This window comes from Kocuria sp. LUK (assembly GCF_021012935.1).
GTDB lineage: Bacteria > Actinomycetota > Actinomycetes > Actinomycetales > Micrococcaceae > Kocuria > Kocuria flava.
In genome coordinates this window covers 15,790-36,852 of record NZ_JAJMZI010000010.1, presented here as the reverse complement: position 1 = coordinate 36,852, position 21,063 = coordinate 15,790, and the positions used below count along the sequence as shown (strand labels likewise).

The window sequence follows — 21,063 nt, the reverse complement described above, 5'->3', positions numbered from 1 at the left end:
TCGTAGGGATAGTCCTCCCGCCAGGTCTCCACCGCCGAGCCGCCCGGGTCGATCAGGTCGGGGTCGTCCTCGTGCCCGTGCGGCACGGTGTAGCCCATCTCGGTGAGGTGGTCGATGAACTCCCGCAGGTTCTCCCGCACGGACCACTGGTCGGCGGGCATCCACTGCCGTCTGGCGTCGGGCATCAGCCGCTCCTCCTCCTGCGCACGATCTCCTGAGAAGCACACTACGCGGGCCGCCCCGCCCCCGGGACCGTCGTGCTCGCGCCGGGTGCCGCGGAGGCGCCCGGGCACCGGCGGGTGCCGCCGGTGCCCGGGCGCGGAGATCTCCCTTGCGCGGCCGGGGCCCCGGTGGGACCCTCGGCAGCAACGGCGGTTCGGCGAGGTCGGGAGGCACCCGTGGCGGCGACGGAGCAGACGGTGCGGCGGCTGCGGACCACGTGCTGCGTGGTGGGCGGCGGGCCCGCCGGGCTGATGGCGGGGGTCCTGCTGGCGCGCCAGGGCGTGGACGTGGTGGTGCTGGAGAAGCACGCCGACTTCCTGCGCGACTTCCGCGGCGACACCCTCCACCCCTCGACCCTCGAGCTGATGGCCGAGCTCGGCTGGCTCGACGACGTCCTGGCCCTGCCCCACACCCGCGTGGAGCGGGCCACGGTCTCCCTCGGCGGGGAGGCGGTCGTGGTCGGGCGCTTCGACCGGCTGCCCGTGCGCTGCCCGTTCATCGCGTTCCTGCCGCAGTGGGACTTCCTGGACCTGCTCGCCGAGAAGGGCCTGGCCCTGCCCGGCTTCCGGCTGCTGCGCTCCACGGCCGCCGACGGCCTGCTCGTGGCGGACGGGCGCTGCACGGGCGTCACGGCCCACGACGACGACGGGGCGCCCGTGCAGGTCCGCGCCGACCTCGTCCTGGCCGCCGACGGCCGCGACTCCGTGCTGCGGGCGGCGGCCGGTCTGGTCCCGCGCTCCTCGCCGTCCCGGATGGACGTCCTGTGGTTCCGGCTGCCCCGCGCCGAGGGGCAGGAGCAGCCGCTGTTCAACGCCGGCGACGGCGCGGTGGTCGCCCTGCCCCGCACCGGCTACTGGCAGGCCGCCCTGATCGTGCGCGCCGGCGAGCACGAGGCCCTGCGCGCCGCGGGCCTGGAGGCCTTCCGCGACCGGGTGCGCACCCTGGCCCCCGGCCTGGCGGAGGGGATCGGGACGGTCCGGGACTGGGAGCAGGTGAAGCTGCTGCGCGTGCGCGTGGACCGCCTGCGCCGCTGGTGGCGTCCCGGCCTGCTGTTCCTCGGCGACGCCGCCCACGCCATGTCCCCGGCCGGCGGGGTGGGCATCAACCTCGCGATCCAGGACGCCGTGGCCGCGGCCAACCTCCTCGGGCCCCGGCTGCTGCGGGGCGGGGTGCGGGGGCGCGACCTCGCCCGCGTGCAGCGCCGCCGGGCCTGGCCCGCCCGGGCCACCCAGCTGTTCCAGCTGCTGCTGGCCCGCCGGCTCGTGCCCGCCCGGCCCGGGGGCCGCTCCCGGCCGCCGGTGCCGCTGGGCCTCGTGCGGGCGCTGCCGTTCCTGCCGCACCTCACGGGCCGGGCGATCGGCATCGGCCTGCGCCCGGAGCACGTCCGCCCCGTCTGACCGCTCCTGACTCCTCCCCGTCCGACTCCTCCCCGCGAGCTCCCGTCGCAGCGACGGGACCCCGTGCCACAGGCCTCGAGAACGTGGAGTACCGGGCCTGCCGTGGGAGCTCGCGGCCGGACGGAGGAGCGGGGAGGGGCAGGGAGCGGGCTGCTTCTCAGGGGCGGGGGGAGAGGCGATCGACCGCCTCCAGCAGCGCGGTGAGGATCGCGTGGCGCTGCTCGTGGGCGTCGGGCAGCAGGCCGATCGAGGCGTTGTGGTAGAGCCCGTCGCCCATCTGCTGCACCGCCGTGGCCACCACCGGGTCGCCCACGTCCGCGAGGATCAGGGCGTACCAGGACTGCTCGAGCCGCTTGAGCGCGGCCCGCGCGTTCTCGTCCCCGGACTGCACGAGCCGGGAGGCGACGACGAGCGCCCGGTCCAGCCGGCTGTCCTCGTACAGGGACGTGGTGAGGAAGTAGCGGGCCGCGCCGTCCTCCGCCGCGGCCATGGCCTCGAGGTCCAGCTGCATGAGCTCCTCGAGCTGCTGCAGGGTCGCGTCCACCAGTGCCTGGCGGTGCGGGAAGTGGTAGAGCAGCCCGCCCTTGGACACCCCGGCGGCGGCCGCCACGGCGTCGAGGGTCGCGGCGCGCTCGCCGTCGTCGAGGACGATCTGCTCGAAGGCGGCCAGGAGCTTGTCCCGGGCGACGGGCCGGCGCGGCATGTGACGAAGACCTCCCTGGTGGTGGCGATTTCCCCCATTGTGGCAGTCGCAAAATAACTGTACCGTCTGGACGGTACAGTTTCAGGCTGTCGCTCCCCGACCCGTTCCCCCGGAGGTGAACCATGACCACTCTGCTGACGTCCCGGCCCACGGCGGGCGCGCGGGAGTGGGCCGCGCTCGCGGTCCTGATGCTCCCCGTCCTGCTCGTCTCGGTCGACAACACCGCGCTGAGCTTCGCCCTGCCCGCCGTCTCCCAGGCCCTGCGGCCCACGGGCGCGCAGCTGCTGTGGATCGTGGACGTCTACGCCCTCGTGCTGGCCGGGCTGCTCATCCCCATGGGCAGCCTGGGGGACCGCGTCGGCCGCCGCCGGCTGCTGCTCGTCGGCGGCACGGGCTTCGCCCTGGTCTCCGCCGCGACCGCCTTCGCCCCGAGCGCCGAGCTGCTCGTGGCCGGCCGGGCCGCGATGGGCCTGTTCGGCGCGATGCTCATGCCCGCGACCCTGTCCCTGCTGCGTAACATCTTCCTCGACGCCCGCCAGCGGCGGATCGCGGTCGCCGTGTGGGCCGCCGGCTTCAGCGGCGGCGCCGCGCTGGGGCCGATCGTGGGCGGGTTCCTGCTCAACCACTTCTGGTGGGGCTCCGTGTTCCTCATGGCCGTGCCCGTGCTCGTCCCGCTGCTCGTGCTGGGCCCGCTGCTGATCCCCGAGTCCCGCGACCCCCGCCCCGGCCCCGTGGACGTGCCCTCCGTGGTGCTCGCGATGCTGGCCATGACCCCGGTCGTCTACGGCATCAAGGCCCTGACCGCCTCGGGCCGGCTCTTCGACGGGCTGCTGGCCACGGCCTTCGGCGTGCTCTTCGGCGTGCTCTTCGCCCGCCGCCAGGCCGTGCTCGCCACGCCGATGCTCGACCTCGGGCTCTTCCGCGAGCGCGGCTTCACCGGCGGGGTGGCCGTGAACGTGCTCGGCAACGTGGGCCTGTACGGGTTCCTGTTCATGCTCACCCAGTACCTGCAGCTCGTGGTGGGCCTCGACCCCATGACCGCCGGGCTCACCATGGTCCCCGGCCTCGTGCTCACCGTGCTCGCCGGGTTCGCCGCCGTGCGGGCCGTGGCCCGCGTCGCCCCGCGCACCGTGATCGTCACGGGCATGCTCCTCTCGGCGGCGGGCTTCCTCGGCGTGGCGCTGGCGGACCTCGCGGCGGGCCCCGTCGTCGTCCTGGCGGCCTTCTGCCTGGTGGGCACGGGCATCGGCCTCGCCGAGACGCTGTCCAACGACCTCATCCTCGCCGCGGCCCCGCCGCACAAGGCCGGGGCCGCCTCGGCGATCTCCGAGACCGGCTACGAGGTGGGCGCGGTGGCCGGCACCGCGGTGCTGGGCGGACTGCTCACCGCCTTCTACCAGCACCACCTGGACCTGCCCCGGGCCCTGGACACCGGTGCCGCGGCGGCCGCCCACGAGACCCTGGGCGCGGCCGTCGGGATCGCGGACGAGGCCGGTGCGCTGGGGCCGGCCGTGCGGGAGGCGGCGTTCGCGGCGTTCACGGCCGGCATGCACTGGACGGCCGTGGTCATGGCTGTCGTCGGCGTGCTCGCGGCCCTCACGGTCGCCCGCGTGCTGCGGCCAGCCACGCGCTGAGCCCGGCGGCCTCGAGCGGGTCGGCGCGCAGCCCGACCCACCCGTCGGGGCGCACGACCGTCCCGCCGCGCCCCGGCCGGTCCTCGAGCCGGTGCACGTGGACCCCGGGCCCCAGCGGCCCGGGGTCCACGGCCGAGCGCTCGAGCAGGACGTGGACGCCCGGTGCGGCCGTGAGCTCGTGCAGCCGCACCGTCCGCCCGCCGCAGCGCACCGGCCCGTCCGGCAGGCGCTCGCCCGCCCGCGGCCGCCCGCGCGGCCGGCCCCTGGTCACCGACAGCGGGCTCGCGCGGTGGTGCACGCGCAGCTGCGCGAGCACGGCCAGCGGCGGGTCCACGAGGAACCGGGTGCGCAGCACGGCGGGCAGCGCCGGCGCCCCCAGCGGGGCCAGCCGCGTGCGGGCCAGCCGGGAGACGGCGTCCGTGCCGGCCTCGCCCCGGAACAGCACGTCCGTCAGGGCCAGGACCCGGCGGTCCGCGGGGCGGCGCTCGAGCTCGTAGGACTCCAGCAGCCGCTCCCGGGCCGCGCCGCCCGCCCCGGGTGCGGCGGCCCACGCCAGTTTCCAGCCGAGGTTCAGCGCGTCCTGGATCCCGGTGTTCATTCCCTGGCCGCCGGCGGGGGAGTGGGCGTGGGCGGCGTCGCCCACCAGGAACACGTCCCCGGCCCGGAAGCGCTCGGCCAGCCTCCGCTGCAGCCGGACCCGCGCGGACCACGCCACCCGGGTGATCCGGGCGGGCAGACCGGCCGCGGTGAGCGCGGCCCGCAGCTCCTCCACCGGCACGGGCGGGCCCGGCTGCCCGAACGGGACCGCCGAGGGGCGCGCCGGGGCGGAGACGAGCAGCCGCCAGGGGGCGGCCTCCCCGATCGCGAAGAGGAAGACGATCCCCCCGGCCGCCGCGACCACGTGCGCCCGGTCCGGGGCGAGCCCGTCGAGCTCGAGGTCGGCCAGGAGGATGTCGGCCCGGTACGGGCGCCCGCGCCACGGGACGCCGGTCAGGGCCCGGGCGGTGCTGTCCGGGCCGTCGCACCCGGCCAGGAACCGGAACGGGGCCCGCTCCCGGGTCCCCGCCCGCTCCAGCACGGCGGTCCGGCCCGCGAGACCGGTCAGTGCGGTGCCCCGCTCGACCGGCACGCCCCGGGCCGCCAGGGCCTCCCGAAGCACCTCCTCGACGTCGGCCTGGCGCACGAGCACCGGGTGCGGGAAGGCCGTGCCCGGCAGCCGCACGTCCTCCAGCCGCGCGGTCACGACCCGCCGGCCCAGGTGCAGGTCCACCACGGGAGAGCGGTCGGCGCGGGCCAGGACGGCCTCGGTCACCCCGAGCGGGCGCAGCCCCTCGAGGGTGCGCGGGTGCAGGATCAGCGCGCGGGAGGGGCGGCGCAGCCGCTCCCGCCGCTCCACGACGCGCACCGCGGCCCCGTGCGCGTCGGCCTGCAGGGCCAGTGCGAGCCCGCTCGTCCCGGCGCCGACCACCAGGATCCCGCCGTCGCCCGCCACGGCCGGCCTCAGCCCCGGCCCGGCCGGACGCCGGTGAGCAGCCCCCAGTCGGGGACGCCGCGGCCGGCGGCGGCGGCAGGGTCCGCCAGCACCGCGTCACGGTGCAGCCCGGGCAGGACGACGGCCCGCACCGTGGCCGGGTCGCACACCAGCGAGAGCACCCGGCCCAGCGCCAGCACGTACGCCTGGGCCGCGTCCGGCCCGTCCCACTCGTAGAAGCCCCGGTAGCGCCCCTGCTCGTCGTGGGCCAGCCACAGCTTCGAGACGAACCCGGGGAAGCCGGCGAACAGCGGGGTGTTCAGCTCGCTCTCCCAGCGGAAGGCGGTGTGGGCCGGGCCGCGCACCCCGCGCAGCCGGAAGACCACCACGAGCACGGCCGGGCCGGCCGGGGCCGCGGGCGTCACGACCGTCTCCCGGTAGACCCGCCCGCCCGTGCCGTCGGCGAAGCACAGGCGCGTCCCGCGCCACCGGCGCGGCTGGTGCAGGCGCCGCCCGGCGATCAGGCCGGCGGAGCGCGCCACGGAGGAGGCCACCGCCCGTCCGGCGCGTCCGGGCCCCGCGAAGGGCGCGGCGAGCGTCCGGGCGGGCGGGGCGGCGCCCTCGTGCTGTGCCATGCCGGTGCCTCCCTGTCCCGGATCCGGTCCGACCGGTGGCTGACCAGTGTAGGAGCGGCGGCGCACGGGGTCAGGTGGACGACCTCCGTGTGACGCGCCGGACCGGTGCGCGGGCCGGCCCGCCGGCCGTAGGCTCGGGGCACGCACCCGCCGGGAGGAAGGACCACCATGACCCCGCAGGAACTGCTCGAGGACGCCGCCCGCCGCCCGTGCGAGGCCGCCGACCACGTGCTCGAGGGCGTGGGCGCCGAGGCCCTCCACGCGCGGCCGGGCGGCGCGAACCCGGTCGCCTGGCTGCTCTGGCACGCCGCGCGCCAGGAGGACGCCCAGGTCGCCGCGCTCGCCGGCACGGAGGAGGTCTGGACCGGCCAGGGCTGGAACGCCCGCTTCGGCCTCGACCTGCCCGACGCCGACACGGGCTTCGGCCACGGGCCCGAGGAGGTCGCCCGCGTCCGGGTGGACTCGGCCGACCTGCTGCGCGAGTACCTGGCGGCCGTGGTCGAGCGGACGGCGGCCTACGTCCGCGGGCTCACGGCCGCGGACCTGGACGAGGTCGTGGACCGCTCGTGGGATCCCCCGGTCACCCGCGGGGCCCGGCTCGTCAGCACGCTCGACGACGCCGCCCAGCACCTCGGTCAGGCCGGCTACGCCCGGGGCCTGGCGGAGCAGGGCTGGCACGGTCCCTGGTGAGCGCTCCCGCCCGCGCGGCGGCACCCCCAAGAAGTTGTAAACGCATTGAGACGGAGTGTGACAGCGCGCCGAAGTGGGGACGCCCGTTTCCTCGGCGGCCGCGGGGCGTTCACCTACGCTGAGCATGCTGGATCCAGCGCTCCGGGCACCTGCTCCACCTCTGCTGCCCGTCCGTCTCCACCCGGGGGAATGCCGTCATGCCGTCTCGCGACCACGCCCGCCGCCGGGCCGCGGCCTCGCTGCGCCACCGCGCGTCGTCGCCGGTGGCCGCGCTCTCGGCGTTCTCGGCGCTGGTCGCCCTCAGCGTGGCCGTCAGCTCCGGGGTCGAGCCCGGCGCGGAGCGGGAGGGCGGCTCCGGCCAGGGCCCGGCCGCCGGACTCGCCGCGGCCGGCGGGCGGCCGGGACAGAGCTGGACGCTGCTGGCCGCCGGCCCCGACGGGGCCGCTGCCCCGGACGCACCGCGCCGCGAGGACCGCGACGAGTCCCCGGTGCGCGACGGCGGGACCGGCACGGACTCCTGGCGTCCCGGTGCCGGCCGCGGCGACGAGGCCCGCGGCGCCCGCTCGACGGTGCGCCCCGGCCGCGAGGCGCCGAACCTCTACGTGGGCGAGCTGCCCGTCAACACGCTCATCGCCCCCGCCCAGGGCGTCGTCCTGCCCGGCGGCGACTTCGGGTGGCGGATCGCCCCCGACCGCGGCGGGCGCGAGTTCCACAACGGCACCGACGTCTCGGCCGCCGCCGGCCTGCCGGTCGTCGCCGCCCTCGACGGCACCGTCACCGCCGTCTTCTGGGACGTCTGGGGCGGCAACCGCGTGGAGGTCACCCACGCCGACGGCCTGAAGACCACCTACAACCACCTGGCGGACGTCCGGGTGCGCACCGGCGACCGGCTGGCGGCCTCCGAGCAGCTGGGCTCGGTCGGCAGCACGGGGATGCGCACCACCGGCCCCCACCTCCACTTCGAGACCTGGATCCACGGCCGGGCGGTGGACCCGCAGTCCTTCGACTGGCTCGACGGCTCCCGGGTCATCCCCGCCTCCCGCAGCAAGTACTCCCTCGAGGTCCCGCCCCCGCCCGGGGCGGACGCGGCGGCGGACGGGAAGAAGCAGCGGCAGGACCCGGAGCAGGCGGAGAAGAAGGCGCAGCAGGAGAGGGCGCAGCAGGACAGGAAGCGGCAGCAGGAGAAGGCGCAGCAGGAGAAGGCGCAGCGGGACGAGAAGCGGCAGGAGAAGGCTCCGGAGCAGCGGGAGCCGGCCGGGACGGAGCCCGCGCCGCAGCCGACGACCGGGAAGCCGGAGCGGCCCGCCGCGGAGCCGGCGCCCCAGGCCCCGGCCGACGCACCGGCCACGGGCACCCGGCCGGGCGGGACCACCCCGCCCGCGCAGGACCCGGCGCAGGAGGCCCCCGCACCGGCCCCCGGCACGGGCACCGTGCCGGCCCCGGGGACCACCCCGGACGGGCAGCCCGACCCCGCGCCGGGGGACGGCGCCGTCCCGGACCCCGCCGGACCGCCCGCGCCCGGCGCCGAGCAGCCCGCCCCCGCGCCGACCGAGCCGTCCACCCCGGCCCCCGCGCCCGGGGACCCGGCCGACGGCGGCGCCCCCGGCGCCGAGCAGCCCGATCCGCTCTCCGGCGTGCAGGAGCGGGTCCCGGACGAGCTGCGCGACACGGACGGCGACGGCGAGCTGGACGTCGACGACGACACCGTCGACGACGACCTGGACGGTGACGGCCTCAGCAACCACGAGGACCCCGACCTCGACGGCGACGGCGTGCCCAACGAGCTCGACGACGACCTCGACGGCGACGGCCTGCCCAACGCCGCCGACCCGGACATCGACGGCGACGGGCGGCCCAACGAGGAGGACCCGGAGCAGTTCGTGCCCGCCGCGCCCGAGGCCCCGAGCGGCCCCGCAGCCGGGGAGCCCGCCGCGGGCGCCCCGGCCGGGAAGCCCGCGGACACCGCGCCGGGACCGGCCGCCGAGGCCGGTCCGGCCACCGGAGGCGCCGCCTCGGCCGGCACGGAGCAGGTTCCCGCGCCCGCCCCGTCCCCGGCCGCCGGGACGCCCGCCGCCGGGTAGCCGCCGGGGCTGCCGCGCCACCGGGCCGCACCACCGCCCCGCCGCGCCACCGAGGCACCTCCACGGTGCCGCTCCCGCCGCGCCGACGACGGGGCCGTCACCGCGCGCCCGTGGCGTCCCCGCCACGCCGTCATCCCTGCGCCGACGACGGCGGTCGCCGCCCGGTCGAGGGACCCGCGGCGCGTCATCCGGGCCCCGGCTCGGGGCCGGCCCTTCCCCTGCGCAACGGCCCGGGCTACGGTCGGGCTCAACCGGCCCGCCTCCCGGAGGTGACGCACATGCCGCTCTACGAGTACCGCTGTCCCGCGTGCGGGGTCTTCGAGGCCCTGCGGAGCATGGGCGCGGCCGGCGCCGAGCAGGCCTGTCCCGGCTGCGGCGCCCCCGCCCGGCGGCTGATGAGCGCCCCCGGCCTCTCCTGCACCGGCTCCGCCGCCGCCCGCCTGATCGAGCGCACCGAGGCCACCGCGAGCGAGCCCGGCGTCGTCGCCGCCCCGCCGCCCGGCCCCCGCACGGGCCCCCGGCGCAGCACGAACCCCCTCCACCGCAGACTTCCCCGGCCCTGAGCGGCACCGCACCCGAAGCACCGATCCCACCGAGGAGGCACGTCATGCCGGAGCTCGTCTTTCCCCTGGACTCGTCACGGCCGTTCGAGGACCAGCAGCTGGTCGGGCACAACCGGTGGCACCCGGAGATCCCGCCGGTGGCCACGGTCCGCCCCGGGGACACCTTCCGGGTGCACTGCCGGGAGTGGTTCGACGGCGCGATCGTCAACGACGACTCCGCCGAGGACATCCTCAACGCCCCGCTGAAGACCGTGCACAAGCTCTCCGGGCCCTTCGCCGTCGAGGGCGCGAAGCCGGGGGACCTGCTGGTCGTCGACATCCTCGACGTCGGGCCGATCCCGCAGGAGGACTCCGGGCCGCTCGCCGGCCAGGGCTGGGGCTACACCGGCATCTTCGCCCGGAGCAACGGCGGCGGGTTCCTCACCGACCGCTTCCCGGACGCCTACAAGGCGATCTGGGACTTCCGCGGCCAGACCGCGACCTCCCGGCACGTCCCCGAGGTCTCGTTCACCGGCATCGTCCACCCGGGGCTGATGGGCACCGCGCCGTCGGCCGGGCTGCTCGCGCGCTGGAACCAGCGCGAGGGCGCGCTCATCGCCACCGACCCCGACCGGGTCCCGCCCCTGGCCCTGCCCCCGGAGCCGGACGGCGCGCTGCTGGGCGGGGTGCCCGAGGCCGACCGGCAGCGGGTCGCCGGGGAGGCCGCCCGCACCGCCCCGCCGCGGGAGAACGGCGGCAACCAGGACATCAAGAACCTCACCAAGGGCACCCGCGTGTTCTACCCCGTCTTCGTCGACGGGGCGAACTTCTCCGTGGGCGACCTGCACTTCTCCCAGGGCGACGGCGAGATCACCTTCTGCGGGGCCATCGAGATGGGCGGGTTCATCGACTTCCACGTCGACGTCATCAAGGGCGGCATGGAGACCTACGGGGTCTCCGAGAACGCGATCTTCCTGCCCGGCAACACGGACCCCCAGTACAGCGAGTGGATCGCGTTCTCCGGCACGTCCGTGACCCTGGAGGGCGAGCAGCGCTACCTCGACTCCCAGCTGGCCTACCAGCGGGCGTGCCTGCACGCGATCGACTACCTCACGAACTTCGGCTACTCCCCGGAGCAGGCCTACCTGTTGCTCGGGGCCGCACCGATCGAGGGCCGCTTCTCCGGAGTGGTCGACATCCCCAACTCGTGCGCGACCGTCTACCTGCCCACGGCGATCTTCGACTTCGACGTCCGGCCCTCCGCGGCCGGCCCGCACCGGATCGACCCCGGCACGGGCGCCCCGCACGCCGCGGCCTGACCCCGCCGCCCCCGGCCCGCCGCACCCGCCGCGGGCCGGTGCGCGGCGGACCCGAAACCGTCGGGGCGTCAGGGGATCAGGCCCCGCCCGGTCCACCCGGTGGGCAGGTGGCCGCCGCGGGGCAGCAGCACGAGCCGTGACGAGGGCAGCTGCTCCGCCAGACGGCGGGCGTGGTCGGGCGGGACGACGTCGTCGTCCTCGGCGTGCACCACGACGATCTCGAGGTCGGCCAGGGTCCGGCCGGCGGTCGGGGGCAGGGCGAAGCCCGGCTCGCCCCACTCGGGGTCCGCGGGGTCCCACGCCGGGGCGGCGACGGTGACGACCCGCTGCAGCAGCGTGGGGATCCGGTGGCACAGGAACCGCAGCGCCTCGGACCCGCCCAGGGAGTGGCCGACGATCGCCCACGGCTCGTCGGGGATCTCCCGCACCGCCCGCCCGATGGCCTCCTGCCACAGGTCCGGGTCGGGGTCCTCCGGGCGCGGCAGCGCCGGGGCGACGACGTCGGCCTCGGGCCACTGCCGGCGCACCGCCTCGAGCAGGGGGTTGCAGGCCGGCTGCGGGCCGGCGCCGTGCAGGAAGAGGATCCGGTGGACCATGGAGCACCTCGGGGAAGGGGCGGGGCCGCGGGAGGAACCGCTGCACCCAGCGTCCTCGCGCCCGCTCCGGGGTGTCAAGGGCGCCCGGGTCCGCCCTTGCCCGCCCTGTGCCCGTGAGTGACCACGGTCGCGTCGGCTGACCACGCGCTCCCGTGGTCAGCCGACGCGACCGTGGTCACTCGGCGGAGGAGGTGGGAACCGGCTGCTCCCGCAGGCGGTCGGCGCCCGGTCCGGAGAGGCGGTCCAGGGCCACTGTGCGGCCGGTGAGCAGGAGCAGCAGCGCCTCCGTGGACCCGCGCACCTCCGGCCCGCGCCCGGCGGACCAGCCGGTGTCCTCGGCCACGAGGTGCAGCCCCCGCAGCCGGTGCCGGGCGCGGAACGGGAACGGCATGGACCACACGCGCTCGGCCGCGGCCCGGGCCGCCTCCGGGGGCATGGGGTGGCGGCGCCCCAGCGGCAGGGCGATGTCCTGGGTGTGCACGAGGACGTCGACCAGCGGCTCGCGGCTGCTCGTGATCACGGGGTGGCGCCGGGAGCCGTCCAGGCGGCGGTAGTCGGCGAGGATCTGCTCGACCGGCCGGCGGCCGCGGCGGCGGGCGTCGAGGAACAGGGCGCGGTCCACGTTCCCCCGGCCGCGCCACAGCATGCGCAGCAGGTCCCCGGGTCCGACCTGGGGCGAGGAGATGACGTGGGCGGCGACGTCCCGCACCGACCAGCCCGGGCACAGGGTGGGGTGCTCCCACTCCTCCGGCGTGAGGGTCCCGAGCAGGTCGGCGAGCGCCGCCCGCTCCCGGTGGATGGTTTCCCAGACGGCGGTGCGGTCCATGGTAATCTACCTCCAGTGGTCAGTCTTCCTGACCAAATTGTCCGCCGCGGAGCAGGGGAGGTCAAGGGGCGTGGCGACCGACGACGACGCCGGCACGAACACCGGGCTGCTGCTCTACTACCCGTACCGGGAGATGGAGCGGCAGGTGATGGCCGCCCTGCACGGGGCGGGGTTCGAGGACCTCTCCTTCGCCCAGGCCCGCATCTTCCAGCGGATCGGCCCGGAGGGCACGCGCGTGGTGCAGCTGGCCCAGGACGCCGGGGTCACGAAGCAGACCGCCAGCGTGCTCGTGCAGGACCTCGAGCAGGAGGGCTACGTGGTCCGGCGCCCCGACCCCGCCGACGCCAGGGCCCGCCTCGTCGTCGTCGCCGCGCGGGGACGTGCCGCCCAGGCGGTCGCGGCCGGCGTGGTCGCCGCGGTGGAGGAGCGGTGGCGGCGGAAGCTCGGGGCGCGCCGCTGGGCCGCGCTGCGCCGGGCGCTGGCCGAGCTCCACGAGGACCCGCCCGGGGCGACCGGCTGACCTCGCCCGCAGCCCCCGCCGCGCCGGCCCGGGAGTGACCACGGCCCCGTCGAGCGACCCCGCGCTCCCGTGGTCAGCCGACGCAACCGTGGTCACTCGGCGGAGGGGGAGGGCCGGGCGTGGTCATGCGGTGGTGCTCCGGGGCCGGAGCGCCACAATGGGACCATGACCGACGCCGCCGACCCCTCCCGTCCGCCCCGCGCCTACTGGACCGTCGAGCCCGGCCGCGGCGAGCTGCGCCCCGCCCCGCTGCCCGCCCCGGGCCCCGGCGAGGTCCTGGTCCGGGCGCTGCGCTCCGGGATCAGCCGCGGCACCGAGTCGCTCGTGCACCGGGGGAAGGTGCCCGAGCGGGTCCGCGAGCGGATGCGCGCGCCGTTCCAGGAGGGCGAGCTGCCGGGGCCGGTGAAGTACGGCTACCTCTCCGTGGGCCTCGTGGAGCAGGGCCCGGATGAGCTGCTGGGCCGGCGGGTGTTCTGCCTGCACCCGCACCAGGAGCGCTACGTGGTGCCCGCGGACGCCGTGACCCCCGTGCCCGACGACGTCCCCTCCGATCGGGCGGTGCTCACCGGCTCGGTGGAGACCGCCGTCAACGCCCTGTGGGAGGCCGCGCCCCGGCTCGGCGACCGGGTGGCCGTGGTCGGCGCCGGGATGATCGGGGCCTGCGTCGCGGCCCTGCTGGCCCGCTTCCCGCTGGGACGGCTGCAGCTCGTCGACCCGCAGCCCGGGCGGGCCGCGCTCGCCGCGCGCCTGGGCGTGGCCCACGTGCTCCCGCAGGACGCCGCGGGCGAGTGCGACCTCGTCCTGCACGCCTCCTCGACCGCCGCCGGGCTGGCCCGCGGCCTGGAGCTGCTGGGCGACGAGGGGGAGCTGATCGAGCTGTCCTGGTACGGGGAGGACGACCCCGTGGTGCCCCTGGGCGCAGACTTCCACGCCCGCCGCCTGCAGATCCGCGCGAGCCAGGTCGGCGCCGTCGCCGCCGCCCGCCGGGCCCGGCGCACCCCCGCCGACCGGCTCGCCACCGCCCTCGAGGCGCTGCGCGACCCCCGCTTCGACGCGCTGCTCTCGGGCGGCTCGTCCTTCGAGGAGCTGCCCGCGACCATGGCCCGCCTGGCCGGGGCGCCCTCGGACGTCCTGTGCCACGTGGTGGCCTACGACCAGCCCCGCCCGGGGCCCGCACCGACCGAGGAGACCGCGTGTTCACCCTGACCGTCCGCGACCACATCATGATCGCCCACAGCCTCCCCGACCCGTTCTTCGGCCCCGCCCAGCGCCTGCACGGGGCGACCTACGAGGTGGAGACCACCTGGGCGCGGCCCGTCCTCGACGAGCACGGCGTGGTCATGGACATCGGGATGGCCTCGGGGCTGCTCGGGCAGGTCCTCGACGGCCTGCGCCACCGCAACCTCGACGAGCACCCCGACTTCGCCGGGCGGCTGAGCACCACGGAGGTGATCGCCCAGCACGTCGGCGATCGGCTGGCCGCGGCCGCCGCCGGGATCGAGGGTCTCGAGCGGCTGACCGTGACGCTGCGGGAGAACCCCGACGCGTGGGCCTCCTACACCCTGGAGCTGCCCGTGCTCGGCGGGGGGTCGGGCCGTGGCTGAGCCGGCCGGCGCGCGGATCGACGTGGTGGTCCCCGACGACGACCGGCCCACCGGTGGCTCCCTCTACGACGAGCGGGTCGCCGCCGCGCTGCGCGGGCTCGGCCGGGAGGCCCGCACCGTGCCGGTCGCCGGGGCGTGGCCGCACCCGGACGCCGCCGCCCGCCGCCGGCTGCGCGCCGCCCTCGGGGCCCCGGTCCCGGGCCGGGCGGTCCTGCTCGACGGCCTGGTGGGCTGCGCCGCCCCGGGGACCGTCGCCGACGCCGTGGCCGCCGGGGTGCCCGTGCACGTGCTCGTGCACCTGCCCCTGGCCCTCGAGACCGGCCTGGACCCCCGGCACGCCGCGGCGCTGGAGCGGCAGGAGGCGGCCGCCCTGGCCGCGGCCACCGGCGTGGTGGTGACCAGCTCGTGGGCCGCCGAGGACCTGCGCCGCCGCCACGGCACCGAGGACGCCGCCGTGGCCGTGCCCGGCACCGAGCCCGCCCCCGTCGCCGCCGGGTCGGACCCGCCCCGGCTGACCTGCCTGGGCTCGCTCACGCCCATGAAGAACCAGGTGCTGCTGCTCGAGGCGCTCGCCCCCCTCGGCGGGCAGGCCTGGACCCTGGACCTCGTCGGGGCCCCGGGACCGCCGCCGTGGCGGGCCCGGGTCGACGCCGCGGTGGCCGCACTGCCCGACCCCGCGCGGGTTCGCGTCCCCGGCCCGCTCACCGGTGCGGCCCTCGAGGCACAGTGGGCCGCCACGGACCTGCTCGTGCTGCCCTCCCGCGCCGAGACCTACGGGATGGTCGTCACCGAGGCGCTCGCCCACGGGGTGCCCGCCCTCGTCCCCGCCGGCACCGGGGCGGTCGAGGCCCTCGACGGCACCCCGCACGGGGTCGACCCCGCCGAGCGCGCCGGGGCCGTCCTGGACCCCGCCGACCCCGCCGCCTGGACGACGGCCCTGCGCGCGTGGCTCACCGACCCGGACCTGCGCGCACGGTGGCGGACCGCGGCCCTGGCCCGCCGCCGGCGGCTGCGCCGGTGGAGCGACACCGCCCACGACGTCCTGGCCGCGCTCGAGGCCCCGGCCCGCGCGCCGTCCTGACCCGCCCGGCCCACCGACCCGTCCGCACGACCGCCCGGCGCACCGCCCCGGCCCGACCGTCCTGCACCGCCGACCCGCACCGCCGACCCGTACCGGCGCCCGCCCCGCGGCAGGCCCCGGCCACCGACCGAAGGAGACACCGTGGACCGTTCCGCCGACCCGCACGAGACCGTCGGCCCCACCGGAGCGGCGGGCCCCGTGCCCGAGCGCCCCGTGGCCGAGGACTGGCTCGCGCTGCGCGAGGCCGCCGACGCCGCCGCCCGCGAGGACTCCCGCTTCCTGCTCGAGCGGCTCGAGCGGCACTGGGCCGCGGCCGCACCGGCCGGGGCGCCGGGGGCCGAGGAGCCGGTCGTCGTCGTCGACCTCGGGGCCGGCACGGGCGCGAACCGCGCGTGGCTGTCCTCCCGGCTGCCGGGCCCCCAGCGGTGGGTGCTGCTGGACCACGACGACCGCCTGCTCGAGCAGGCGGTGGCCGCGGCCCGCGCGGACGGGGCCGAGGTCGAGCCCGTCCACGCCGGTGTCGAGGAGCTGGCGGACGTGCTCGCCCGCCACCCCGGCCGGCGCCGGCTCGTGACCTGCTCCGCGCTGCTCGACCTGCTCACCACGGCGCAGATCGGGCAGCTGGCCCGCGTGCTGCGCGCGGAGGCCGTGCCCGCGCTGCTGGCCCTGACCGTCGACGGCGAGGTCCACCTCGACCCGCCGCACCCGCTCGACGCCCGGGTGCTCGGCGCCTTCGAGGACCACCAGAAGCGCGGCGAGCTCGCCGGCACGGAGGCCGTGGCCCTGACCATGGACGCGCTGCGGGAGCAGGGCATGGTCGTGGACGCGGCCCCCACCCCGTGGTGGGTCGCCGACCAGCCCTGGGCGCAACCGCTGCTCGAGCGCTTCCTGGCCGACCGCGCCGACGCCGCCGTGGAGCACTACCCGGAGCTCGAGCCCGAGGCCCACGCGTGGCTGCGCACCCGCCTCGTGGACGTGGCCCGGGGCCGGCTGCGGGCCACCGTCGGCCACGCCGACGTCCTGGGACTGCCGCCGCAGGACTGAGCCGCCTCAGGCCTCCGGGGTCCCGGCGCGGGCCCTGCGCTCGAGGCCCACGACGTCGCGGCCGAAGGAGACGACCAGCAGCACCAGGGCCACCGCGGTGGCCGCGGCGGCCAGCGGCAGCGGGATCCAGGGCACGAGCGCGCCGATCAGCGTCCCGCCCTGGACCCCGGCGGTCGTGCGCCGGTAACCGCTGGGCGGCAGGGGCGCCCGCCAGGCCGGGCGCCCCCGCAGCCCCAGCAGGAACAGGTAGCGCAGCGCGCCGATGACCAGCACCCACGCCGCGCCCGGCAGCCCGAGCCGGGCGGCGACCGCCACCGCCAGCAGCAGGATCAGGGCGGCGTCGACCTCCTGGTCGAACCGTGCCCCGGCCGCCGTCGCCGTGCCCGTGCGGCGGGCCACCCTGCCGTCGAGCCCGTCGAGCAGCCACGCGGGCAGGGCCAGGGCCACCACCGCCCAGCACCACGGCTCCGGGGGGCGCGGCGCGCCGGCCAGCACCGGGGCGAGCCCGGCGGGCAGCAGGGCCGCGACGGCGGCCACGAGCACCGACCGGGCGACCGTGACCCGGTCGGCGGGGCCGTAGGGCTCCGCCGACCGGCGGGTCGTGCTGCGCACGACCGCGCCGGTCACGGCGAGCGCGGCCAGGGCCGAGAGCACCGTCCCGGCCGGGCCGAGGCCGGTCGTGACGGCGACGGCGGCGACCGCGGCGCCCGTGGCGGCCAGGGCGGCGGCGGCGTCGCGGCGCACCGGGGCTGGGGGTGCCCCGGGGGCGCGGGGCCGCCCCGGCGCGGCGGGGTGGTCCGGGGCCATGCGCTCCTCCTGGGGTCGGGCCCCCATCCTGTCCGCGGCCACGGGCGGGGGTCAACGCGCGGGCGGCGCGGGGGCCGTGCGTGGGGGAGACTGGGACGATGGACGACGACGTGAGGACCCGGCCCGAGGTGGTCGCCCCGGCCGGGGTCGGCCCCGCCCGGATGCTGCGCGCCCTGCGGGACCGGCCGGGACTGGTGGCGCTGGTCGGGGACTGGCACGGCGGGGACACGGTCGTGGCCGTGGACCCGGTGCGGGTGCTGGGCCCCGGGGAGGATCCCTTCGCCGCGCTCGGGGAGGACGGCCCGCCGGCGCCCGGGCAGGACCCCGACCCGCACGGGGACCGCGTCTTCGGCGGCGGCTGGATCGGGTGGCTGGGCTACCAGCTGGCCCGGGACCTGGAGCGGCTGCCGCCCGCCCCGCCCCGGGCGGCGACGCTGCCGGACCACCACCTGGCCCGCTACGACCACGTGCTGCGCCGCCGCGCGGCCACGGGGGAGTGGGTCCTCGAGGCGCTGCCGGGCGCCGACCCGGCCCGGGTGCGGCGCACCGCCGAGGCGGTGGCCGCCGGGCTGGCCGCCCCGGACCGGCCCCGGGACTGGCGCTGCGGCCCGTTCGCGGCCGACGCCTCCGGGGAGGAGCACGCCGCGGCGGTGCGCCGGGCCCTGGGCCACATCCGCGACGGCGACGTCTTCCAGGTCAACGTCTGCCGCACTCTGGAGGCCTCCTTCGCCGGCGACCCCCTGGACCTGTTCTGCGCCGGGCAGGAGCGGCTGCGCCCGCGCTTCGCGGCGTTCCTGCGCGGCCCGGACGGGTCGGCGGTGGTGAGCCTGTCCCCGGAGCTGTTCCTGCGCCGCACCGGCACGGACGTGCTCACCTCCCCGATCAAGGGCACCGCCGCCGCGGACACGGACCCCGCGGCGCTGCACGCCTCGGCGAAGAACCGGGCCGAGAACGTCATGATCGTCGACCTCATGCGCAACGACCTCTCCCGCGTCTGCGTGCCCGGGTCCGTGCGCGCCCCGCGCGAGCCCCGCGTGGAGCCCCACACCGGGGTGCACCACCTCGTGGCCGACGTCCGCGGCCGGCTGCGCCCGGGCCTCGACGACGGCGACCTGCTGCGGGCGAGCTTCCCGCCCGGCTCCTGCACCGGGGCGCCCAAGATCCGGGCGATGGGCATCGTCAACGACCTCGAGCCCGCCGCCCGCGGGGTCTACACCGGGGCGGTGGGCTTCGCGGGCCCCCGGGCGGGACTCGCGCTCAACGTCGCGATCCGCACCTTCGAGTTCTCGGGCGGGCGCGTGCGCCTGGGCGTGGGCGGCGGCGTCGTGGCCGACTCCGACCCCGCCGACGAGACCCGCGAGACCCTGGTGAAGGCCGCGCCCCTGCTCGCCGCCGTCGGGGCGCGCCTGGCCGCCCCCGACCCGCCGGACCCCGCCCGCGGGGTCTTCACGACCCTGCCCGTGCGCGACGGCGCCCCCGTGGGCCTCGACGAGCACCTCGCCCGGCTCGGGCGCAGCGTGCGCGTCCTCTGGGACGCCCCGCTGCCGAGCCGCCTGCGCGAGCAGGTGCACGCCCGCGCGGCGGCCCTGGCGGGCCCGCACCGGCTGCGCGTGACGGTCGTGCCGGGCCCGGGCGGCCCGGAGGCGACGGTCGTCACCGCGCCCCTGGGCGAGGACCCCGGGCGGCCGTGGCGCCTCGTGCCGCTCGAGCTCCCGGGCGGGCTGGGCGGGCACAAGTGGGCCGACCGGCGCGTGCTCGAGGAGACGCCGGGGCCGTGGGGGCCCGTCTGCGACCCTCTGCTCGTGGAGCCGGACGGGACGCTGCTCGAGGCCGGCCGGGCCAGCGTGTTCGTGGTCTCCGGCGGGCGGGTGCGCACCCCGCCGGCCGACGGGCGGATCCTGCCCGGGGTGCAGCGGGCGCGCGTGCTCGCCCGGCTGCGCGCCGAGGGGGCCGAGGTCGCCGAGGAGCCCGTGCGCCTGGCGGAGCTGGCCGCGGCGGACGAGGTGTTCGTGACCAACGCGCTGCGCGGGGTGCGCCCGGTCGGGGTCGTCGACGGCGCCGGGGCCTGGGCCCCGGGACCGGTCGCCGCCCGGCTGGCCCGGGCGCTGGGGACCGCCCCGGCCGGGCCCGTCCCGGCGCCGGTGGCGCCGGCGGTGCCTGGCTAGACTGCGCCCATGCCCAGCGCCGCCGTCCCCGCCCGCCCGCGGCGCCGGGCGCTTCCGGCCGCGCTGCAGGTGCTCGCCGGCGCCGTGCTGCTCGCGGCCCTGTTCCGCGCCTTCGGCACGGAGGCCCTCGGCGCCGCCCTGGGGATGCTCTCCCCGGCCACCGTGGCCGCCGCGCTGCTCGCCGGGCTCGTCGCCACCGCCGCCCAGGCCCAGCGGTGGCGGCTCGTGGCCCGCGCCCGCGGCGTGCGGCTGGGCTTCGGCGAGTCCTTCGCCGAGTGCTGGGCCGCCGGGCTGGTGAACCTGCTGCTGCCCGGAGGGGTGACGGGCGACGCCGTGCGGGTGCTGCGCCGCCGCCGCAGCGGCGACAGCCTCCCCGAGGCCGGGGCGGCCGTGGTCGGGGAGCGGCTGGCCGGCACCTCGATCCTGCTCGCGGCCGGGGTCGTGCCCGCCCTGGCCCTCGGCCCGTGGGCCGCCGCCGGACTGGGGGCCGGGGCGCTCGCCGTGGGGGCGGCCGCGTGGCGGGCCGGGGCCGGGGCGCAGTGGCGGGACCGGGCGGCCGTGTGGGGGCTGTCGGTGCTGAGCTGGGCCTGCTTCCAGGGGCTGTTCCTGCTGGCCGCCCTCGCCACCGTCCCCGGGGCGCCGGTGGGCGGGCTGTGGGGCACCACCGTGCTCGGGCTCGCGGGGATGTCGGTGCCCGTGGGGATCGGCGGGTGGGGGCCGCGGGAGGGCGTGACGGCCCTCGCCGCGGCCGCCCACGGCCTGGGGGCCGGGACCGGGTTCGCGATCTCCCTGGGCTACGGGCTGCTCGCGCTCGTCTCGGCGCTGCCCGGCGCGGTGCCGCTGCTGCGCTGGCTCCTGCCGGGCCGGGCCGTGGGCGGTGTGCCGCGGCGTCGGCCCGGCTGCCCGTCGGACAGCGGGTGAGGGCGCCTGCGGACCGCGGGAGGCGCCGGGCTCAGGCGAGCGGCCAGTTCGCGAAGGCCTTCTGCCGGGCGGGTGCGTAGGTGCGCACCTTCGACGTCGACAGGCCCAGGCGGACGAGGGACTCCGCGACGGTGACCGCTGCGGCCACCCCGTCGACGACGGGCGCCCCGGTGCGCTCCACGACCTGCTGCTTCAGCCCGGCCATGCCTCCGCAGCCGAGGCAGATGACCTCCGCCCGGTCCTCCTGCACGGCGCGCCGGGACTGCTCGACGATCGCCTCGACCGCCGCCTCGGGGTCCGACTCCAGTTCGAGGACGGACATGCCGCTCGCGCGCACGGAGGCGCAGCGGTCGGTGAGCCCGGCGAGCTTGAGCCGGTCCTCGATGAGCGGGACCGTCCTGTCGAGAGTGGTCACCACGGAGTACCGGTGCCCCAGGTACATGGCCGTGCTCGCCGCGGCCTCGGTGATGTCCACCACCGGGACGTCCAGCAGCTCCTGGAGCCCCTCCCGGCCGTGCTCCCCGTAGCCGGCCTGGATCACGGCGTCGAACGGCTCCGCGTAGGACTTCACGGTCTCCATGACCGCGACGGCGGCCAGGTAGCTCTCGTAGTTGCCTTCGACCGACTCCGCCCCGAACAGGGGGGTCAGGGGGACGATCTCCGTTCCCGGGGAGGCGACGGCCCGGGCCTCACGGCCGATGGAGGCCGTCATGGATTCTGTGGTGTTCACGTTGACCACGAGGATGCGCACGATGGGTGCCTTTCTGTTCGATGCGTACGGGGCCGCCGTTGCCCTCGGCGGGCC

Annotated in this window: 20 protein-coding genes and 1 pseudogene; 13 read left to right on the top strand and 8 right to left on the bottom strand. The window is 78.1% G+C overall.

Annotated features, from left to right (window positions below; genetic code table 11):
- Positions 1-185: pseudogene (locus LQU92_RS14645) on the bottom strand (polyphosphate kinase 2); the annotation flags it as partial.
- 213 nt (positions 186-398) lie between these two features.
- Here LQU92_RS14645 and LQU92_RS14640 point away from each other — a divergent pair.
- Complete coding sequence (locus LQU92_RS14640) at positions 399-1,619, top strand: FAD-dependent oxidoreductase (RefSeq protein WP_230781422.1); 1,221 nt, start codon at positions 399-401, stop codon at positions 1,617-1,619.
- Between the two features lie 157 nt (positions 1,620-1,776).
- Here LQU92_RS14640 and LQU92_RS14635 read toward each other — a convergent pair whose 3' ends face one another.
- A complete protein-coding gene (locus LQU92_RS14635) occupies positions 1,777-2,322 on the bottom strand; it encodes a TetR family transcriptional regulator (protein WP_230781421.1) in 546 nt (181 codons plus the stop codon).
- Positions 2,323-2,444: 122 nt separating this feature from the next.
- On the opposite strand from LQU92_RS14635, the gene LQU92_RS14630 reads away from it, so the two are divergent.
- A complete protein-coding gene (locus LQU92_RS14630) occupies positions 2,445-3,956 on the top strand; it encodes an MFS transporter (RefSeq protein ID WP_230781420.1) in 1,512 nt (503 codons plus the stop codon).
- Here the strand turns inward: LQU92_RS14630 and LQU92_RS14625 are convergent.
- Both LQU92_RS14625 and LQU92_RS14620 read right to left on the bottom strand, forming a co-directional pair.
- Positions 3,919-5,448: an FAD-dependent monooxygenase gene (locus LQU92_RS14625; protein WP_230781419.1), complete on the bottom strand. Its 1,530-nt coding sequence runs from the start codon at positions 5,446-5,448 to the stop codon at positions 3,919-3,921. The genes LQU92_RS14630 and LQU92_RS14625 overlap by 38 nt on opposite strands.
- An 8-nt stretch (positions 5,449-5,456) precedes the next feature.
- Complete coding sequence (locus LQU92_RS14620; RefSeq protein WP_230781418.1) at positions 5,457-6,062, bottom strand: YdhR family protein; 606 nt, start codon at positions 6,060-6,062, stop codon at positions 5,457-5,459.
- Between the two features lie 168 nt (positions 6,063-6,230).
- On the opposite strand from LQU92_RS14620, the gene LQU92_RS14615 reads away from it, so the two are divergent.
- The 4 genes from LQU92_RS14615 to fmdA all read left to right on the top strand — a co-directional run bounded on the left by LQU92_RS14615 (position 6,231) and on the right by fmdA (position 10,694).
- Positions 6,231-6,752 (top strand): DinB family protein, encoded by a 522-nt coding sequence (locus LQU92_RS14615; RefSeq protein ID WP_230781417.1) that lies wholly within the window; start codon positions 6,231-6,233, stop codon positions 6,750-6,752.
- A 197-nt stretch (positions 6,753-6,949) separates the two neighbouring features.
- Complete coding sequence (locus tag LQU92_RS14610; protein ID WP_230781416.1) at positions 6,950-8,833, top strand: peptidoglycan DD-metalloendopeptidase family protein; 1,884 nt, start codon at positions 6,950-6,952, stop codon at positions 8,831-8,833.
- A gap of 278 nt (positions 8,834-9,111) precedes the next feature.
- On the top strand, positions 9,112-9,396 hold the full coding sequence (locus LQU92_RS14605) for a zinc ribbon domain-containing protein (protein WP_230781415.1): 285 nt from the start codon (positions 9,112-9,114) through the stop codon (positions 9,394-9,396).
- A gap of 44 nt (positions 9,397-9,440) precedes the next feature.
- Positions 9,441-10,694, top strand: coding sequence for a formamidase (gene fmdA, locus LQU92_RS14600; RefSeq protein ID WP_230781414.1), 1,254 nt, complete (start codon positions 9,441-9,443; stop codon positions 10,692-10,694).
- A 68-nt stretch (positions 10,695-10,762) separates the two neighbouring features.
- Here fmdA and LQU92_RS14595 read toward each other — a convergent pair whose 3' ends face one another.
- Both LQU92_RS14595 and LQU92_RS14590 read right to left on the bottom strand, forming a co-directional pair.
- Complete coding sequence (locus tag LQU92_RS14595) at positions 10,763-11,290, bottom strand: alpha/beta fold hydrolase (protein ID WP_058857905.1); 528 nt, start codon at positions 11,288-11,290, stop codon at positions 10,763-10,765.
- 175 nt (positions 11,291-11,465) lie between these two features.
- Positions 11,466-12,116: a maleylpyruvate isomerase family mycothiol-dependent enzyme gene (locus tag LQU92_RS14590; RefSeq protein WP_230781413.1), complete on the bottom strand. Its 651-nt coding sequence runs from the start codon at positions 12,114-12,116 to the stop codon at positions 11,466-11,468.
- On the opposite strand from LQU92_RS14590, the gene LQU92_RS14585 reads away from it, so the two are divergent.
- From LQU92_RS14585 to LQU92_RS14565, 5 genes are all read left to right on the top strand, one after another.
- A complete protein-coding gene (locus tag LQU92_RS14585; protein ID WP_230781412.1) occupies positions 12,115-12,636 on the top strand; it encodes a MarR family winged helix-turn-helix transcriptional regulator in 522 nt (173 codons plus the stop codon). The genes LQU92_RS14590 and LQU92_RS14585 overlap by 2 nt on opposite strands.
- A 165-nt stretch (positions 12,637-12,801) precedes the next feature.
- Positions 12,802-13,842 (top strand): zinc-binding alcohol dehydrogenase, encoded by a 1,041-nt coding sequence (locus LQU92_RS14580; protein WP_230781411.1) that lies wholly within the window; start codon positions 12,802-12,804, stop codon positions 13,840-13,842.
- Entirely contained in the window at positions 13,830-14,240 is a 411-nt protein-coding gene (locus tag LQU92_RS14575) for a 6-carboxytetrahydropterin synthase (protein ID WP_230781410.1), read from the top strand. Before LQU92_RS14580 ends, LQU92_RS14575 begins: the two co-directional genes overlap by 13 nt.
- Complete coding sequence (locus LQU92_RS15365; protein WP_230781409.1) at positions 14,233-15,321, top strand: glycosyltransferase family 4 protein; 1,089 nt, start codon at positions 14,233-14,235, stop codon at positions 15,319-15,321. The genes LQU92_RS14575 and LQU92_RS15365 overlap by 8 nt, the downstream gene beginning before the upstream one ends.
- Before the next feature lie 141 nt (positions 15,322-15,462).
- A complete protein-coding gene (locus LQU92_RS14565) occupies positions 15,463-16,365 on the top strand; it encodes a class I SAM-dependent methyltransferase (RefSeq protein WP_230781408.1) in 903 nt (300 codons plus the stop codon).
- A 6-nt stretch (positions 16,366-16,371) separates the two neighbouring features.
- On the opposite strand, the gene LQU92_RS14560 is transcribed toward LQU92_RS14565, so the two are convergent.
- Positions 16,372-17,172 (bottom strand): CDP-alcohol phosphatidyltransferase family protein, encoded by an 801-nt coding sequence (locus LQU92_RS14560; RefSeq protein WP_230781407.1) that lies wholly within the window; start codon positions 17,170-17,172, stop codon positions 16,372-16,374.
- A gap of 98 nt (positions 17,173-17,270) precedes the next feature.
- On the opposite strand from LQU92_RS14560, the gene LQU92_RS14555 reads away from it, so the two are divergent.
- Together LQU92_RS14555 and LQU92_RS14550 are read left to right on the top strand one after the other, a co-directional pair.
- Positions 17,271-19,337 carry a chorismate-binding protein gene (locus LQU92_RS14555; protein ID WP_230781406.1) on the top strand — a complete coding sequence of 689 codons (2,067 nt, stop codon included), beginning with the start codon at positions 17,271-17,273 and terminating at the stop codon, positions 19,335-19,337.
- A 9-nt stretch (positions 19,338-19,346) separates the two neighbouring features.
- Entirely contained in the window at positions 19,347-20,258 is a 912-nt protein-coding gene (locus LQU92_RS14550; protein WP_230781405.1) for a lysylphosphatidylglycerol synthase domain-containing protein, read from the top strand.
- Between the two features lie 31 nt (positions 20,259-20,289).
- Here the strand turns inward: LQU92_RS14550 and LQU92_RS14545 are convergent, their stop codons facing one another.
- Positions 20,290-21,009, bottom strand: a complete 720-nt coding sequence (locus tag LQU92_RS14545) for an aspartate/glutamate racemase family protein (protein WP_230781404.1) — start codon at positions 21,007-21,009, stop codon at positions 20,290-20,292.
- Positions 21,010-21,063: the final 54 nt, after the last annotated feature.